The following is a 16,524-nucleotide window of genomic DNA, read 5'->3' on the forward strand; positions in this document are numbered from 1 at the left end:
CCTTTACGGTGTCGTCAGCCCGAGCAGACGGGCGGCGTTCTCCTTGAGGATCTTCGGCCGGACCTCGTCCTTGATCGGCAGCTTCGCGAAGTCGGCGAGCCAGCGGTCGGGGGTGAGGACGGGGAAGTCCGAGCCGAACAGGACCTTGTCCCTGAGCAGCGTGTTGGCGTACTGCACGAGCTGCGGCGGGAAGTACTTCGGCGACCAGCCGGACAGGTCGATGTGCACGCCCGGCTTGTGGGTGGCGACGGCGAGGGCCTCGTCCTGCCAGGGGAACGAGGGATGCGCCAGGATGATCTTGAGGTGCGGGAAGTCCGCGGCCACGTCGTCCACGTGCAGCGGGTTGGAGTACTTGAGCCTGATCCCGCCGCCGCCGGGCACTCCGGCGCCGATACCGGTCTGGCCGGTGTGGAACAGCGCGATGGTCCCGGTCTCCTCGATCACCTCGTAGAGGCCGTAGGCCACCGCGCGGTCGTCGGGGAAGAAGCCCTGGATGCTGGGGTGGAACTTGAAGCCCTTCACCCCGTACTCCTCGACCAGGCGACGGGCCTGCCGCACCCCGGCCCTGCCCCGGAAGGGGTCGATGGAGGCGAAGGGGATGAGGACGTCGGCGTTGGCGGCGGCCGCCTCGGCGACCTCCTCGTTGGGGACGGGCGCCGTGCCGGTGGCGGACTCGGCGTCCACCGTGAAGATCACGGCCGCCATGCCCCGCTCGCGGTAGTACGCGGCCGTCTCCTCCAGGGTCGGCTTCCGCTTGCCCTCGACCTTGAAGTAGGCGGAGGAGGCGTCGTGCAGGTCGTCGGCCAGGGAAGAGTGCCCCTTGGAGGACACCTCCGCGTGGGTGTGGACGTCGATCGCCTTCAGACCCTCGACGTTCATGACGGAGTCCATCACGCCTCCGGGAACTGGGGGGCCGGGATGCCCACCGTCTGCGGTTCGGCGCCGACCGAGGTGGACCAGGCGTCGGCCAGGGCGCCGGGGGTCCAGCCGCCGTCCGCGTAGGCCGCCCTGATCTCCTGCGGATGGGACCAGAGTGCCACCTTGTCACCGCCGATGCCGATGGCCTGGCCGGTGACGGACCGGGCGGCCTCGGAGGCCAGGAAGGCGACCAGCCCGGCGCAGTCCTCCGGCGTGCCGAAGCCCTCGCCCTTGCGCAGGAAGCCGGGGAACGGCTCGCCGTTCCGCAGCGCCTCGACGTAGGGGGCGAAGGCGGGGATGGTCTCGGTCATGGCGGTCGCGGCCACCGGCACGACGGCGTTGACGGTGATGCCGGCGCGACCCAGTTCCATGGACCAGGTGCGGGCCATGGCGGCGATGCCGGCCTTGGCGGCGGCGTAGTTCGTCTGCCCGAAGTTGCCGCGCTGCCCGGCGGGCGAGCCGACCAGGACGAGCGTGCCGCCCTCGCCCTGCTCGCGCATCCGTACGGCGGCGGCGCGGGCGCAGGTGAAGGTGCCCCTGAGATGGGTGGTGATCACCGCGTCGAAGTCCTCGTCGGTCATCTTCCACAGCACCTTGTCGCGCAGGATGCCCGCGTTGGTGACCAGGACGTCGAGCCGGCCGAACTCCTCGACCGCGCGGGCCACCAGCCGCTCGGCGGCCTCGGTGGTGCCGACGGCGACGACCTCGGCGACGGCGGTGCCGCCCGCCGCGGTGATGGACTTCACGGCCTGCTCGGCCACGGCCTCGTCCACGTCGTTGACCACCACGGACGCGCCGTGGGCGGCGAGGGCGTGGGCGTAGGCGAGGCCGAGTCCCCGGCCGCTGCCGGTGACGACGGCGGCCTTGCCGGTGAGATCGATGCTGGGCACGGGCGAGTCCCTTCACATGGGATGCGCCGTGACGGCGCATCGGTGCGGCTACGAGATCGAAGCTAAGAGCAATAATTGTTAACGTCAATAGTTGTTGATGGCCTACGGGTGCGTCATGCTGAAATCACCACGACGACCGCGACCGTCCGCACCGAGAGACCAGGGAGCCCGCCATCACCCGCCAGCCCGCCACGAACCCCGCCCCGATCGACGCGAACGAACCGTGGATGCGCGAGCTGCACGCGGACACGGGCTATCTGCTGTACCGGCTGGGGCTGCGCTCCGGGCAGCTGTTCAACGCCTGCCTCCAGGAGTCGGGGCTGCGTCTGCGCCACTACGCGGTCCTGCGTCTGCTCGCCACCTCGGAGGGCGCCCTGCAGCGCGAGTTGAGCGTCCGTCTCGGCTACGACCCGAGCGCGATCGTCGGGCTGGTCGACGACCTGGAGAAGCAGGGCTTCGCCGAGCGCCGGCCCTCCCCCGACGACCGCCGCAGCCGCATCGTCGTACTGACCGCGGACGGCCGTGACTTCCTGCGCGGCACCGACGAGGCGGGCCTGCGGGTGACCAACGAGCTCCTCGACCCCCTGGACGCGGCCGAGCGCGAGGCCCTGCACGCACTGCTGCTGCGGGTCGCGGAGGACGGCCTCGCCTGACCGGCCGCCACCCCGCCTCGCACGACTGCGGCCCTACGGCTTCAGCGGCGCGCGCCCTCCGGCCCAGCACCGCCCCCGCCCGCAGCACCTCGCCCACCCGGGAGACGCCGGCCATGACGAACCGCTCCGCGCCCGACCGGCTGCTGTCCGTGCTGGGCGCGTTCGACCACGAGCACCCCGCGCTGTGCCTCACCGACATCAGCCGCCGGGCCGGGCTCACCCTGACCACCGCGCACCGGCTCGTCGCCGCCCTCACCGAGTGGGGCGCGCTGGAACGGGACGCGTCCGGCGTCTACCACGTCGGGCTGCGACTGTGGGAGGTCGCGGCGCTCGCCCCGCGCGGGCTCGCCCTGCGGCAGGTCGCGCTGCCGCACCTGGAGGACCTGTACGAAGCCACCCACGAGAACGTGCAGCTGGCGGTGCGGGACGCGGCGGAGGTCGTCTACATCGAGTGGATCTCGGGGCGCTCGGCGGTCGGTGTGCACATCCGCGTCGGCGCGCGCTGGCCGCTGCACGCCACCGGGGTGGGGCTCGTCCTGCTGGCCCACGGGGAGGCCGCGTTCCAGGAGACCTACTGCTCGGGCCCGCTGGCCTCCTTCACCCCGCACACGATCACCGACGGGGTCCGGCTGCGCCGGGAACTGGCCGAGGTGCGGCGCAGCGGTGTCGCGGTGAGCAGCCGGCAGGTCACCGAGGACGCCCTGTCCGTGGCCGCGCCGGTGCGCGGACCGGGCGGATCGGTGGTCGCCGCCGTCTCGGTCGTCGTACCGCGGGCCGACGCCCAGGTGCCGGTACTGGTTCCGGCGGTACGGCTCGCGGCACGCGGCATCTCGCGGGCGCTGGGCTGGCAGCCCGGGCGGGAGACGGCGGGCGGGGCGCCGTAGACCTGCCTCCGGGACCGTCGTCCTCCTCATCGAAATCTCAGCCGGCGGCCCGTGGATTCACAGAGTCGCCCCAGGTGGGAGAGGCACGATGCACCGGCAAAGGTGGACATCTCAGGAAGGCATGGCGTGGGCGTCTCGCACACATCGAACCGGTCCGGGCAGTCGCGGAAGTGGTCCAGGCGGGGGGTCCTCGCCGTGCTGGGCACGGTGCCGGCCGCCGTGGTCACCGGGTGCGGCGGTTCGGCGGACGCCACGGAGAAGACCGGCGCGGCGGCCTCCGCGGACGGCACGGCCCCCGCCTCCGTGAAGGCCGCCGCGAGGAAGCCGGCGATCTCCGTCACCCCCGCGGACGGCACGAGGAAGGCGGCCTTCGCCGACCCCGTCGAGGTCACCGTGACCGACGGGACGCTCGCCTCGGTGACGGTCACCGGCAACGACGGCTCGAGACTCGCGGGGTCCTTCGACCACGCCAGGACCACCTGGACGTCGACGGCGAACCCGTACTCGGGGACGAAGTACACGGTGACCGCCGCGGCCACGGGGGCGGCGGCCGAGACCACGACCTTCACCACGAGGTCGCCGGGCGCGACGTTCGTCGGCTACTTCACACCCGAGGCGAACTCGACGTCCGGGGTCGGTATGCCGGTGTCCCTGAACTTCACGCACGCCGTCGCGGACCGGGCCGCGGTGGAGAAGGCGATCAGCGTGACCGCGGAGCCCGCCGTCGAGGTGGTCGGGCACTGGTTCAGCGACACACGGCTCGACTTCCGGCCCGAGACGTACTGGGCGGCCGGCACCACGGTCACGCTCAGCCTGCGGTTGAAGGACGTCGAAGGATCGAATGGTGTATACGGTGTTCAGCACAAGGACGTCACGTTCCACATCGGCCGCGAGCAGATCAGCACGGTCGACCTGTCCACCAAGCGCATGACGGTACGACGGGACGGCGCGACGCTCGCGAGTTATCCGGTCAGCGGCGGCGACGCGGACCACACCACCTGGTCCGGGATCATGGTGATCAGCGAACGGTTCAAGCAGACCCGCATGGAGTCCTCCACGGTCGGCCTGGGCGACGAGTACGACATCGCTGACGTCCCGCACGCCCAGCGCCTTACCACTTCCGGCACCTTCGTCCACGGCAACTACTGGGCGTCCACCTCGGTGTTCGGCAGCCAGAACACCAGTCACGGCTGCGTGGGCCTGCACGACGCCAAGGGCGCGGACGACAGTTCGGTGGCGGGCTACGAGTTCTACGAGAGCTCCCTGCTCGGCGACGTGGTGATCGTGAGGAACTCGGGCGAGAGGACGGTCGACCCGGCCAACGGCCTCAACGGCTGGAACCTCTCCTGGGCCCGGTGGAAGGCGGGCAGCGCGCTCTGACCCGGGACCGGCAGGCCACGGCGGCCCCCGGAAGGACGTCCGGCTCCGGGGGCGGGCGGTGACCGCGGGCGCCGCCCGCACATTCCTGCCTTCATCGGGTGAACTCACCTGCCCCAGAAGGAAATCCCGGGTTACACCTCTTGACGGCCGCAGTGGCCGGGAGCACATTGGGCGCACTCTGAGAGCGCTCTCAAAACCTCGCGCTCCCGAGGCTCCCGCGCACCCACCCGTACCCGAGAGGCCCCCATGAACGACACCTCCGGCATATCCCTCCCCGGCGCGCACCACAGACGCCGTCCGCTGCGGCGGGCACTCGTCGCCGTCCTCGGCACGCTCGGCCTGGCGGCGGCCGCCGCCACGGTCACCTCACCGGTGGCGAACGCCTCCGCGCCCACCCCTCCGTCGGGCTGGTCCCAGGTCTTCCTCGACGACTTCAACGGCACGGCCGGTACCGGCGTGAACACCGGCAACTGGCAGTACGACACCGGCATCTCCTACCCCGGCGGTCCGTCCAACTGGGGCACGGGCGAGGTCGAGACGATGACTTCCAGCACCAACAACGTCTCGCTCGACGGCAACGGCAACCTGCGCATCACCCCCCTGCGCGACTCGGCCGGACACTGGACCTCCGGACGCATCGAGACCACCCGCACCGACTTCCAGCCCCCGGCCGGCGGCAAACTGCGCGTCGAGGCCCGCATCCAGATGCCGAACGTCACCGGCACCGCCGCCGAGGGCTACTGGCCGGCGTTCTGGGCGCTGGGCGCGCCGTACCGCGGCAACTACCAGAACTGGCCGGGCGTCGGCGAGCTGGACATCATGGAGAACGTGCAGGGCCTGAACAAGGTCTGGGCCACGATGCACTGCGGCACCAGTCCGGGCGGCCCCTGCAACGAGACCACCGGCATCGGCAACTCCGTGGCCTGTCCCGGCTCGACGTGCCAGTCCGGCTTCCACACCTACAGCATGGAGTGGGACCGCTCGGTGAGCCCGGAGGCGATCCGCTTCTACGTCGACGGCACCAACTACCACACGGTGACGGCCAATCAGGTCGACGCGACGACCTGGGCCAACGCGACCAACCACGGGTACTTCGTCATCCTGAACGTGGCGATGGGCGGCGGGTTCCCGGACGCGTTCGGCGGCGGCCTGGACAACGACACGGCGCCGGGCCACCCGATGGTCGTGGACTACGTCCAGGTGCTCCAGTCGGGCAGCGGGGGCGGCACCACTCCCCCGCCCACCGGCAACCGTGACGCCTACGGCGCGATCCAGGCGGAGTCCTACGACAGCCAGTCGGGCACGATCACCGAGACCACCTCGGACACCGGGGGCGGCCAGAACATCGGTGCCCTCGCGAACGGCGACTGGGCCCTCTACAAGGGCGTCAACTTCGGCTCCACGGCGGCGAAGCAGTTCGTCGCGCGGGTGTCGAGCGGCGCCGCCGGCGGGGTCAGCGGCCTGGTCGAGGTCCGTCTGGACAGCCGTACCAGCACGCCGGTCGGCAGTTTCTCGGTGGCCAACACCGGTGGCTGGCAGTCCTGGCGGTCCGTCCCGGCGAACATCACCTCGGTCACGGGCACCCATGACGTCTATCTCACCTTCACCAGCGGCCAGCCGGCGGACTTCGTGAACGTCAACTGGTTCGACTTCGGCCACTGACCGGCCAACGGCCGGGTGCGCGAGCCCCGTTCACCCGGCCCACCGAAGGACGGATGCCCCGCGAGGCGAGGACCTCGCGGGGCATCCGCGTGTCCCCGGCCCCGGCCGGGGGGCGGTTCAGCTCAGCTCCGCCCGGAACGCGGCCGGAGTCATGTCCGTGTGCAGATGGAAGAACTTGGAGAAGTTCGCCGCGTCGGGGAAGCCGACCGCCGCGCCGACCCGGCCCGTCGGCAGGTCGGTGTGGGCGAGGAGGCGTTTGGCCTCCAGGATCACGCGGTGGTCGATGAAGCCCTTGGGGGTCTGCCCGGTGGCGGCGCGCACCGCCCGTACGAGGGTGCGGCGGGAGTAGCCGAGGCCGTCGGCGTAGGCGCTGACGCTGTGGTTGGTGGCGAAGTCCCGCTCCACGGCGTCGCGGAAGAGCGTGAAGGTGGTGTCGGCCTGCCCGCGGGCCGCCTCCGCGGAGCTGGCCGCGAGATGGGCCAGGCGCAGCAGGAACGCCGTCAGGGAGTGCCGCAGCACCGCGGTGTGCAGACCGGTCGGCAGGGTCGTCGTGTCCTCGTACTCGTGCCGGAGTTGGGCGAGCGCGGAGCGCAGGCCGGCGAGTTCGGGCCCGGAGGGGTGCAGCAGGGGCGGCAGGTCGTAGCGGTACAGGCCGGTGGCCTCGACCGTGGCGCGGGGCAGGAAGCCGGGCTGCATGGTCAGGACGGTTCCGAGGTACTCGCTGCCGCGCGAGAAGCGGTGGACCTGTCCGGGGCGGATCCACAGCAGATCGCCCGCTGTCGCCTCGTACCCGGCGAAGTCGATCATGTGGTGCACGGGGCCGGCGTCGAACAGCATCACGACGTGGAAGTCGATGCGGTGGACGCGGTGCAGCGGCGCGTCGGCGTGCCAGGTGCGGCCGGTTCCCATCGGGCCGACCTGCATGCCGACACCGCCCACGCTCAATTCGGCCGGAAAGGGGAACGTTCTGATCGTGTCAACGCCGCCGTCACCGACTCCGCCTTGGATGGTTCTGTCCGCCATGTCCTTCTCGTGCCGCCCTGTTCACGCCGTCGGTGTCCCACTTTCACCACAGGCTGACACACGGCGACCTTCCCCCGTAAAAGTCAGACTTTTAAGTTTGAACGCGTCAGGTCAGATTTCCCGCTCCGATCGAGGACTTCTTGAAGATGAGCACGCAGACACCGGACACCTTCGAATGGACCGAACTCGACCGGCGTGCCGTCGACACCGCCCGTCTTCTGGCGGCCGATGCCGTGCAGCGGGTCGGGAACGGACACCCCGGCACCGCGATGAGCCTGGCCCCGGCGGCGTACACGATCTTTCAGAAGGTAATGCGTCACGATCCCGCGGACCCCGAGTGGACGGGTCGTGACCGCTTCGTCCTGTCGCCGGGCCACACCTCGCTGACCCTCTACACGCAGCTGTTCCTCGCCGGGTACGAGCTGGAACTCGACGACCTGAAGGCGTTCCGCACCCACGGTTCGAAGACGCCCGGCCACCCGGAGTACGGGCACACGGCCGGGGTGGAGACGACCACCGGCCCGCTCGGGCAGGGTGTCGCCAACGCGGTGGGCATGGCGATGGCCGCCCGCTACGAGCGCGGCCTGTTCGACCCGGAGGCACCCGAGGGCGAGTCGCCGTTCGACCACACCGTCTGGGCGATCGTCTCCGACGGCGACCTGGAGGAGGGCATCTCCGCGGAGGCGTCCTCCCTCGCCGGCCACCAGCGCCTCGGCAACCTGGTCTTCCTCTACGACGACAACCACATCTCCATCGAGGGCGACACCGCGACCGCGTTCTCCGAGGACGTGCTGAAACGGTACGAGGCGTACGGCTGGCACGTCCAGCGGATCGAGCCCGCCGCCGACGGCGACATCGACGTCCACGCGCTGCACTCGGCGCTCAGGGCCGCGCAGGCCGAGACCGGCCGACCCTCGATCATCGCGATGCGCACGATCATCGCCTGGCCCGCCCCGAACGCGCGGAACACCGAGGCCGCGCACGGCTCCGCCCTCGGCGAGGACGAGATCGCCGCCACCAAGCGCACCCTCGGCTTCGACCCGGAGCAGACCTTCCAGGTCGAGCCCGAGGTCCTCGACCGCACCCGCGAGGCCCTCGACCGGGGTGCGCGGGAACACGCCACCTGGGACAAGCGGATCGACAAGTGGCGGGCGGGCGACCCGGAGCGCGCGGCGCTCTTCGACCGGGTCGTCGCCGGTCAGCTCCCCGAGGGCTGGGAGGACTCGCTGCCGGTCTTCGAGACGGGCGCCTCTGTCGCCACCCGCGCCGCGTCCGGCAAGGTCCTCCAGGCCCTGGGCGCGGTCATCCCGGAGCTGTGGGGCGGCTCGGCCGACCTGGCCGGCTCCAACAACACCACGATCGACAAGAACAGCTCGTTCCTGCCCGGCGGCAACCCGCTGCCCGGTGCCGACCCGTACGGGCGCACCATCCACTTCGGCATCCGCGAGCACTCCATGGCCGCGGAGATGAACGGCATCACCCTGCACGGCAACACCCGGATCTACGGCGGCACCTTCCTGGTGTTCTCCGACTACATGCGCAACGCCGTGCGCCTGTCCGCGCTGATGCAGCTGCCGGTGACGTACGTGTGGACGCACGACTCCATCGGCCTCGGCGAGGACGGCCCCACCCACCAGCCGGTCGAGCACCTCGCCTCGCTGCGCGCGATCCCGGGCCTCAACGTCGTCCGCCCGGCGGACGCCAACGAGACCGCGATCGCCTGGCGCGAGATCCTGCGGCGGCACGCCACGAACCCCGCTCCGCACGGCCTGGTGCTCACCCGTCAGGGCGTACCGACGTACGCGTCCGACGAGGGCACGGCGAAGGGCGGCTACGTGCGGGTGGAGTCCTCGACCGGGACGCCCGAGGTGGTCCTGATCGCGACCGGTTCCGAGGTCCAACTCGCCGTCGCCGCACGGGAACGGCTGGAGGCCGAGGGCGTCGGGACCCGGGTGGTGTCGATGCCGTCCGTGGAGTGGTTCGAGGAGCAGCCGCGCGAGTACCGCGACAGCGTCCTGCCGCCGTCCGTGAAGGCCCGCGTTGCGGTCGAGGCCGGGATCGGGCTGACGTGGTACCGGTTCACGGGTGACGCGGGACGCGTCGTCTCCCTCGAACACTTCGGCGCCTCCGCCGATGCGAAGACCCTGTTCGCCGAGTTCGGCTTCACCGCCGAGAACGTCGCCGAGGCGGCCAGGCAGTCGCTGGCCGCCGCGCGTGGCTGATCCGACCGCCAGAAAGAAGATGATCACAGTGACCGAAGCAACCGCGACCGCGGGTGCGCTCCAGCGACTGTCCGAGGAGGGCGTCTCCGTCTGGCTGGACGACCTGTCACGCGAACGGATCACGTCCGGCAACCTGGCCGACCTCGTCGCACACCGTTGCGTGGTCGGCGTGACCACCAACCCGTCCATCTTCCAGGCCGCGATCGGCTCGGGGCACGGCTACCAGGAGCAGCTCACCGATCTCGCCGTGCGCGGGGTGGGCGTCGACGAGGCCGTCCGCATGATGACCACCGCCGACGTCCGCGCCGCCGCCGACGTCCTGCGTCCGGTGTACGAGGCGTCCGCCGGCCGTGACGGCCGGGTCTCCATCGAGGTCGACCCCCGGCTCGCCCACGACACGCGGGCCACGATCGCCGAGGCCAGGCAGCTGGCCTGGCTGGTGGACCGCCCCAACGTCATGATCAAGATCCCGGCGACGAAGGCCGGCCTCCCGGCGATCACCGAGGTCATCGGCCTCGGCATCAGCGTCAACGTCACGCTGATCTTCTCCCTGGCCCGCTACCGCGAGGTCATGGACGCCTACCTCACGGGTCTGGAGAAGGCGCGGTCGGCCGGCCTCGACCTGTCCGCGATCCACTCGGTCGCCTCCTTCTTCGTCTCCCGCGTCGACAGCGAGATCGACAAGCGGCTGACGGTCCTCGGCACCGAGGAGGCCCTCGCGCTCACGGGGCGCGCCGCCCTCGCGAACGCGCGGCTCGCCTACGAGGCGTACGAGAGCGTCTTCGCCCGGGACCGCTGGAGCGTGCTCGCCGCGGGCGGCGCCACCCGCCAGCGCCCGCTGTGGGCGTCGACCGGCGTGAAGGACCCGGCGTACAAGGACACGCTGTACGTCGACGAACTCGTCGCCCCCGGCACGGTCAACACCATGCCGGAGGCCACGCTCGACGCCACCGCCGACCACGGCCGGATCACCGGGGACACCGTCACCGGCCACTACGCCGCCGCTCGCGCCGACCTGGCCGCCCTGGAGCGGCTCGGCGTCTCCTACGACGAGGTCGTGCGGCAGCTCGAGGACGAGGGTGTCGCCAAGTTCGAGACGGCCTGGCAGGAGCTGCTGGACGCCGTCACCAAATCGCTGAACAGCAAGGGGGTCGACGGGGAATGAGTGAGGAACTGTCCGGGACGACGACTGCCGAGGAGGCGATGGAGGCCGTGAGCGCCCTGTCCGCCACCGCGCCCGCCGAATGGGCCAACCCGCTGCGCGACGCGCGCGACCGCCGGCTGCCCCGCATCGCCGGCCCCTCCGGCCTGGTGATCTTCGGCGTCACCGGCGACCTGTCCCGCAAGAAGCTGATGCCGGCCGTGTACGACCTGGCCAACCGAGGTCTGCTGCCGCCGGGCTTCTCCCTGGTCGGCTTCGCCCGCCGGGACTGGGAGGACCAGGACTTCGCCCAGGTCGTGCACGACGCGGTGCGCGAGCACGCCCGTACCGAGTTCCGTGAGGAGGTCTGGCAGCAGCTCGCCGAGGGCATGCGGTTCATCCCGGGCGACTTCGACGACGACACCGCGTTCAAGCAGCTGCGGGCGGCCGTGGACGAGCTCGACAGCTCCCGCGGCACCGCCGGCAACTACGCCTTCTACCTCTCCGTACCGCCGAAGTTCTTCCCCAAGGTCGTGCGCCAGCTCAAGAAGCACGGTCTGGCGGACGCCCCGGAGGGTTCCTGGCGGCGCGCGGTGATCGAGAAGCCCTTCGGCCGCGACCTGCGCAGCGCCCGCGAGCTCAACGCGCTGGTGCACGACGTGTTCGAACCGGACCAGGTCTTCCGCATCGACCACTACCTGGGCAAGGAGACCGTCCAGAACCTGCTGGCGCTGCGGTTCGCCAACCAGATGTACGAGCCGGTGTGGAACCGGTCGTACGTCGACCACATCCAGATCACGATGGCCGAGGACATCGGCATCGGCGGCCGCGCCGGGTACTACGACGGCATCGGCGCCGCCCGTGACGTCATCCAGAACCACCTGCTCCAGCTGATGGCGCTCACCGCGATGGAGGAGCCCATCGCCTTCGACGCCGACGCGCTGCTCACCGAGAAGCTCAAGGTCCTCAAGTCCGTGCGGCTGCCGGAGGAGCTGGGCGAGCACACCGTGCTCGGGCAGTACGCCGAGGGCTGGCAGGGCGGCGAGAAGGTGGCCGGATACCTCCAGGAGGAGGGCATCAACCCCCGGTCGAAGACCGACACGTACGCGGCGATCAAGCTGGAGGTGGACAACCGTCGCTGGGCGGGCATCCCCTTCTACCTGCGCACGGGCAAGCGCCTGGGCCGCCGGGTCACCGAGATCGCGGTCGTCTTCAAGCGGGCCCCGCACTCCCCCTTCGACTCCACCGCCACCGAGGAACTCGGCCAGAACGCGATCGTCATCCGCGTCCAGCCCGACGAGGGCATGACGGTCCGGTTCGGCTCCAAGGTGCCGGGCACCTCCATGGAGATCCGGGACGTGTCCATGGACTTCGCCTACGGCGAGTCCTTCACCGAGTCCAGCCCGGAGGCGTACGAACGCCTCATCCTGGACGTGCTGCTCGGCGACGCCAACCTGTTCCCCCGCCACCAGGAAGTGGAAGAGTCCTGGAAGATCCTCGACCCGATCGAGGAGTACTGGGCGCGGCGCGGCACGCCCGCGCAGTACCGCTCGGGGACCTGGGGACCCGAGGAAGCCGACGAGATGCTCGCACGAGACGGACGGAGCTGGCGCAGGCCATGAAGATCGACCTGACCGACACCACGGCAAGCAAGATCAACAAGGCGTTGGTGCAGGGGCGCCGCGCCATCGGGACACCCGCGGTGGGCATGGTCCTGACGATGGTCATCGTCACGGACGAGGAGAACGCCTACGACTCGATCAGGGCCGCCGAGGAGGCCTCGCACGAGCACCCCTCGCGCACCCTGGTCGTCATCAAGCGGCACGCCCGCACCCCGCGCGACCGCACCGCCTCGCGGCTGGACGCCGAGGTCAGGGTGGGCGCCGACGCCGGCACCGGGGAGACGGTGGTGCTGCGGACCTACGGCGAGGTGTCCGAGCACGCCGACTCCGTCGTGCTGCCGCTGCTGCTGCCGGACGCGCCGGTCGTCGTGTGGTGGCCCGTGGACGCGCCGGGGGTGCCCGTCAAGGACCCCCTCGGCGCCCTCGCACAGCGCCGGATCACCGACATGTACGCCGTCGACCGGCCGCTGGCGGCGCTGGAGGCCCGGGTGGCCTCCTACGCGCCCGGCGACACCGACCTCGCCTGGACCCGGCTCACCCCCTGGCGCTCGATGCTGGCGGCCGCCCTCGACCAGGCCCGCGCGGAGATCACCTCGGCGGCCGTCGAGAGCGAGGCCGACAACCCCAGCGCCGAGCTGCTCGCGCGCTGGCTGGAGGCCCGCCTCGGGGTCACCGTCGACCGGGTGGTCACCGCGGGACCGGTGGTCACGGCGGTGCGGCTGGGCACGGCGGGCGGCGACGTCGTCATCGACCGCCCCGAGGGCCCGCTGGCCACGCTGTCCCTGCCGGGCCAGCCCTCGCGCACCCTCGCGCTGAAGGTCCGCTCCACCTCCGAACTCATCGCCGAGGAGCTCAGGCGCCTCGACGCGGACGAGATGTACGCCATCGCCCTGCGCGGTGAGGACACCAAAGGCACCAAGGGCACCAAGGAGACACCTGCACATGTCTGACACCCCCAAGCTGACGCGGCGGCCGGAGTGGGCCGCCCTGGAGGACCACCGCGCCGAGTGGCACGCCACTCTGCGGGACCTGTTCGAGGCCGACCCCGGGCGCGCCGAGCGGTACGTGGTGCGCGTCGGAGACCTGCGCCTCGACTACTCCAAGCAGCTGATCACCGACGAGACCCTCGCCCTGCTCCAGGAACTGGCCACCGCCACCGACGTCTTCGGGCTGCGGGACGCCATGTTCCGCGGCGAGAAGATCAACGTCACCGAGCGGCGGGCCGTCCTGCACACCGCGCTGCGGGCCCCCGCGGACGCGGTGATCGAGGTGGACGGCGAGAACGTCGTCCCCCAGGTCCACGCGGTGCTGGACAAGATGAGCGACTTCTCCGCCCGGGTCCGCTCGGGCGAGTGGACCGGCCACACCGGCCGGCGCATCAGGAACGTCGTCAACATCGGCATCGGCGGCTCCGACCTCGGCCCGGCCATGGCCTACGAGGCGCTGCGCGCGTTCGCCGCCCGTGAGCTGACGTTCCGGTTCGTCTCCAACGTCGACGGGGCCGACCTGCACGAGGCCGTCCGTGACCTGGACCCGGCGGAGACGCTGTTCATCGTCGCGTCCAAGACGTTCACGACGATCGAGACGATCACCAACGCCACCTCGGCCCGCTCCTGGCTGCTCGACACCCTCGGCGACGAGAAGGCCGTCGCACGGCACTTCGTCGCCCTGTCGACGAACGAGGAGAAGGTCACCGAGTTCGGTATCGACCCGGACAACATGTTCGAGTTCTGGGACTGGGTCGGCGGCCGCTACTCCTACGACTCGGCCATCGGCCTGTCCCTGATGATCGCGATCGGCCCGGACCGCTTCCGTGAGCTGCTGGACGGCTTCCGCATCGTCGACGACCACTTCCGCACCGCACCCGCCGAGGCCAACGCCCCGGTGATTCTGGGCCTGTTGGGGGTCTGGTACGGCAACTTCTTCGACGCCCAGTCGCACGCCGTGCTCCCCTACAGCCACTACCTGTCCCGGTTCACCGCCTACCTCCAGCAGCTGGACATGGAGTCCAACGGCAAGTCGGTGGACCGTGACGGAACGCCGGTGGAGTGGCAGACCGGCCCGGTGGTGTGGGGCACGCCCGGCACCAACGGCCAGCACGCCTACTACCAGCTCCTGCACCAGGGCACCAAGCTGATCCCGGCCGACTTCATCGGCTTCGCCCGGCCGGTCGCCGAGCTGAGCGACGAACTCAAGGCGCAGCACGACCTGTTGATGGCGAACCTGTTCGCCCAGGGACAGGCGCTGGCCTTCGGCAAGACCGCCGAGGAGGTACGGGCGGAAGGCGTGCCCGAGGAGCAGGTGCCGCACCGCACCTTCAAGGGCAACAAGCCCTCCACGACCGTCCTGGCCGCCGAACTGACCCCCTCGGTGCTGGGTCAGCTCGTCGCGCTGTACGAGCACAAGGTGTTCGTGCAGGGCGCCGTCTGGAACATCGACTCCTTCGACCAGTGGGGCGTCGAACTCGGCAAGGTCCTCGCCAAGCGCGTGGAGCCCGCGCTGACCGAGGGTGCCGACGTCCCCGGACTCGACCCCTCCACCACCGCCCTCGTGGCCGCGTACCGGACTCTCCGCAACACTCGGGAAGTGAACTGACATGACAACGATGCAGCTCGGCCTCATCGGTCTCGGCAAGATGGGCGGCAACATGCGCGAGCGCATCCGCCACGCCGGCCACACCGTCATCGGCTACGACCGCAACCCCGAAGTCTCCGACGTGAGCAGCCTGGCCGAACTGGTCGACAAGCTCCAGGCGCCCCGCACGGTGTGGGTGATGGTGCCGGCCGGCGCCGCCACCCAGTCCGTCGTCGACGAGCTCGGCGGACTGCTGGAGACCGGCGACACCGTCGTCGACGGCGGCAACTCCCGCTGGAGCGACGACGAGAAGCACGCCGAGGAGCTGGGCGCCAAGGGCATCGGCTTCGTCGACGCGGGCGTCTCCGGCGGCGTGTGGGGTCTGCAGAACGGCTACGCGCTGATGGTCGGCGGCGACAAGGAGCACGTCGACCGGCTCCAGCCGATCTTCGAGGCGCTCAAGCCCGAAGGCCCCTACGGCTACGTCCACGCCGGCAAGGTCGGCGCCGGGCACTTCTCGAAGATGGTCCACAACGGCATCGAGTACGCCATGATGCAGGCGTACGCCGAGGGCTGGGAACTGCTGGAGTCGGTGGACTCCGTGACCGACGTGCGCGAGGTGTTCCGCTCCTGGCAGGACGGCACGGTCATCCGCTCCTGGCTGCTCGACCTGGCCGTCAACGCCCTGGACCAGGACGAGCACCTGACGAAGCTGCGCGGCTACGCCGAGGACTCGGGCGAGGGCCGCTGGACCGTCGAGGCGGCCATCGACAACTCCGTGCCGCTGCCGGCGATCACGGCCTCCCTCTTCGCCCGGTTCGCCTCCCGCCAGGAGGACTCCCCGCAGATGAAGATGGTGGCCGCGCTGCGCAACCAGTTCGGCGGCCACGCCGTCGAGTCCGTGAAGGAGTAGTCCGCCGTGGGGGACCTTCTCCTGGTCCGCCACGGCGAGACGGAGTGGAGCGTGTCGGGCCGGCACACCAGCTGGACCGACCTGCCCCTCACCCAGCACGGCGAGGAACAGGCCAAGTCCCTCGCTCCGCTCCTCTCGTCGCGGACCTGTGCGCTCGCGCTGACCAGCCCGCTGGACCGCGCGATACGCACCGCCGAACTGGCCGGCCTGACCGGCGCCGTGGCAGATCCCGACCTGCACGAATGGGACTACGGTGGCTACGAGGGCATCACCACCGTCGACATCCACCGCACCCGCCCCGACTGGTACCTGTGGACCGACGGGGTACCGCCCGGCCCCGAGGGATACCCCGGCGAGTCGCCCGAGCAGGTCGGCGCGCGCGCCGACCGGGTGCTCGACCGGGTCGCCGAGGCGCTGCCCGACGGTGACGTGGTCCTCGTGGCCCACGCCCACTTCCTGCGCGTCCTGACCGCGCGGCGGCTGGGCCTGGCGGCGGCCGACGGACGCCTGTTCCAACTGGCGACCGGCACCCTGGGACGGCTGTCGACCGAGCACGGCCGCCCGGTGATCGCGGAGTGGAACACCAGGCCGTAGAGCGGCGCACGGAACGGCCCGGGTTCGCGCGAAGGGCGCGAACCCGGG

At 71.0% G+C, this 16,524-nt stretch carries 14 protein-coding genes; 11 read left to right on the plus strand and 3 right to left on the minus strand.

The features are described 5' to 3' along the window. Positions 1 to 3: 3 nt before the first annotated feature. Positions 4 to 879: an amidohydrolase family protein gene (locus ABZT03_RS30385; protein ID WP_356045250.1), complete on the minus strand. Its 876-nt coding sequence runs from the start codon at positions 877 to 879 to the stop codon at positions 4 to 6. Positions 880 to 890: 11 nt separating this feature from the next. Beyond that, positions 891 to 1,808, minus strand: a complete 918-nt coding sequence (locus ABZT03_RS30390) for an SDR family oxidoreductase (RefSeq protein WP_356045251.1) — start codon at positions 1,806 to 1,808, stop codon at positions 891 to 893. A gap of 227 nt (positions 1,809 to 2,035) precedes the next feature. On the opposite strand from ABZT03_RS30390, the gene ABZT03_RS30395 reads away from it, so the two are divergent. The 4 genes from ABZT03_RS30395 to ABZT03_RS30410 all read left to right on the plus strand — a co-directional run bounded on the left by ABZT03_RS30395 (position 2,036) and on the right by ABZT03_RS30410 (position 6,387). Beyond that, positions 2,036 to 2,461: a MarR family transcriptional regulator gene (locus ABZT03_RS30395; RefSeq protein WP_356045253.1), complete on the plus strand. Its 426-nt coding sequence runs from the start codon at positions 2,036 to 2,038 to the stop codon at positions 2,459 to 2,461. Between the two features lie 113 nt (positions 2,462 to 2,574). Further along, complete coding sequence (locus tag ABZT03_RS30400; protein ID WP_356045255.1) at positions 2,575 to 3,345, plus strand: IclR family transcriptional regulator; 771 nt, start codon at positions 2,575 to 2,577, stop codon at positions 3,343 to 3,345. A 126-nt stretch (positions 3,346 to 3,471) separates the two neighbouring features. Next, positions 3,472 to 4,725 carry an Ig-like domain-containing protein gene (locus ABZT03_RS30405; RefSeq protein ID WP_356045257.1) on the plus strand — a complete coding sequence of 418 codons (1,254 nt, stop codon included), beginning with the start codon at positions 3,472 to 3,474 and terminating at the stop codon, positions 4,723 to 4,725. A 246-nt stretch (positions 4,726 to 4,971) separates the two neighbouring features. After that, positions 4,972 to 6,387, plus strand: a complete 1,416-nt coding sequence (locus tag ABZT03_RS30410) for a glycoside hydrolase family 16 protein (RefSeq protein WP_356045259.1) — start codon at positions 4,972 to 4,974, stop codon at positions 6,385 to 6,387. A 117-nt stretch (positions 6,388 to 6,504) separates the two neighbouring features. On the opposite strand, the gene ABZT03_RS30415 is transcribed toward ABZT03_RS30410, so the two are convergent. Beyond that, positions 6,505 to 7,410 carry an AraC family transcriptional regulator gene (locus ABZT03_RS30415; protein ID WP_356045260.1) on the minus strand — a complete coding sequence of 302 codons (906 nt, stop codon included), beginning with the start codon at positions 7,408 to 7,410 and terminating at the stop codon, positions 6,505 to 6,507. Between the two features lie 146 nt (positions 7,411 to 7,556). Between ABZT03_RS30415 and tkt the strand changes: the two genes are divergently transcribed. Genes tkt through ABZT03_RS30450 form a run of 7 tightly spaced genes read left to right on the plus strand, consistent with a single transcriptional unit; the run spans position 7,557 to position 16,476 of the window. Further along, on the plus strand, positions 7,557 to 9,632 hold the full coding sequence (gene tkt / locus ABZT03_RS30420) for a transketolase (RefSeq protein WP_356045262.1): 2,076 nt from the start codon (positions 7,557 to 7,559) through the stop codon (positions 9,630 to 9,632). A 19-nt stretch (positions 9,633 to 9,651) separates the two neighbouring features. After that, positions 9,652 to 10,797 carry a transaldolase gene (tal, locus tag ABZT03_RS30425; protein ID WP_356045265.1) on the plus strand — a complete coding sequence of 382 codons (1,146 nt, stop codon included), beginning with the start codon at positions 9,652 to 9,654 and terminating at the stop codon, positions 10,795 to 10,797. A 38-nt stretch (positions 10,798 to 10,835) separates the two neighbouring features. Continuing rightward, positions 10,836 to 12,395 (plus strand): glucose-6-phosphate dehydrogenase, encoded by a 1,560-nt coding sequence (gene zwf, locus ABZT03_RS30430; RefSeq protein ID WP_356045288.1) that lies wholly within the window; start codon positions 10,836 to 10,838, stop codon positions 12,393 to 12,395. Then, on the plus strand, positions 12,392 to 13,345 hold the full coding sequence (gene opcA, locus ABZT03_RS30435) for a glucose-6-phosphate dehydrogenase assembly protein OpcA (protein ID WP_356045267.1): 954 nt from the start codon (positions 12,392 to 12,394) through the stop codon (positions 13,343 to 13,345). The genes zwf and opcA overlap by 4 nt, the downstream gene beginning before the upstream one ends. After that, positions 13,338 to 14,990: a glucose-6-phosphate isomerase gene (gene pgi / locus ABZT03_RS30440; RefSeq protein WP_356045270.1), complete on the plus strand. Its 1,653-nt coding sequence runs from the start codon at positions 13,338 to 13,340 to the stop codon at positions 14,988 to 14,990. The genes opcA and pgi overlap by 8 nt, the downstream gene beginning before the upstream one ends. A 10-nt stretch (positions 14,991 to 15,000) precedes the next feature. After that, a complete protein-coding gene (gene gnd / locus ABZT03_RS30445) occupies positions 15,001 to 15,882 on the plus strand; it encodes a phosphogluconate dehydrogenase (NAD(+)-dependent, decarboxylating) (RefSeq protein ID WP_356045289.1) in 882 nt (293 codons plus the stop codon). Between the two features lie 6 nt (positions 15,883 to 15,888). Then, positions 15,889 to 16,476 carry a histidine phosphatase family protein gene (locus ABZT03_RS30450; protein WP_356045273.1) on the plus strand — a complete coding sequence of 196 codons (588 nt, stop codon included), beginning with the start codon at positions 15,889 to 15,891 and terminating at the stop codon, positions 16,474 to 16,476. Positions 16,477 to 16,524 lie beyond the last annotated feature (48 nt).

It is taken from the genome of Streptomyces sp. NPDC005574 (assembly GCF_040605435.1).
Lineage (GTDB): Bacteria > Actinomycetota > Actinomycetes > Streptomycetales > Streptomycetaceae > Streptomyces.

Coding starts and splice junctions, on each gene's coding strand:
- ABZT03_RS30385 (WP_356045250.1), bottom strand. CDS start 879: ATGAACGTCGAGGGTCTGAAGGCGATCGACGTCCACACCCACGCGGAG.
- ABZT03_RS30395 (WP_356045253.1), top strand. CDS start 2,036: ATGCGCGAGCTGCACGCGGACACGGGCTATCTGCTGTACCGGCTGGGG.
- ABZT03_RS30400 (WP_356045255.1), top strand. CDS start 2,575: ATGACGAACCGCTCCGCGCCCGACCGGCTGCTGTCCGTGCTGGGCGCG.
- ABZT03_RS30410 (WP_356045259.1), top strand. CDS start 4,972: ATGAACGACACCTCCGGCATATCCCTCCCCGGCGCGCACCACAGACGC.
- ABZT03_RS30415 (WP_356045260.1), bottom strand. CDS start 7,410: ATGGCGGACAGAACCATCCAAGGCGGAGTCGGTGACGGCGGCGTTGAC.
- tkt (WP_356045262.1), top strand. CDS start 7,557: ATGAGCACGCAGACACCGGACACCTTCGAATGGACCGAACTCGACCGG.
- tal (WP_356045265.1), top strand. CDS start 9,652: ATGATCACAGTGACCGAAGCAACCGCGACCGCGGGTGCGCTCCAGCGA.
- zwf (WP_356045288.1), top strand. CDS start 10,836: ATGGAGGCCGTGAGCGCCCTGTCCGCCACCGCGCCCGCCGAATGGGCC.
- opcA (WP_356045267.1), top strand. CDS start 12,392: ATGAAGATCGACCTGACCGACACCACGGCAAGCAAGATCAACAAGGCG.
- pgi (WP_356045270.1), top strand. CDS start 13,338: ATGTCTGACACCCCCAAGCTGACGCGGCGGCCGGAGTGGGCCGCCCTG.
- gnd (WP_356045289.1), top strand. CDS start 15,001: ATGCAGCTCGGCCTCATCGGTCTCGGCAAGATGGGCGGCAACATGCGC.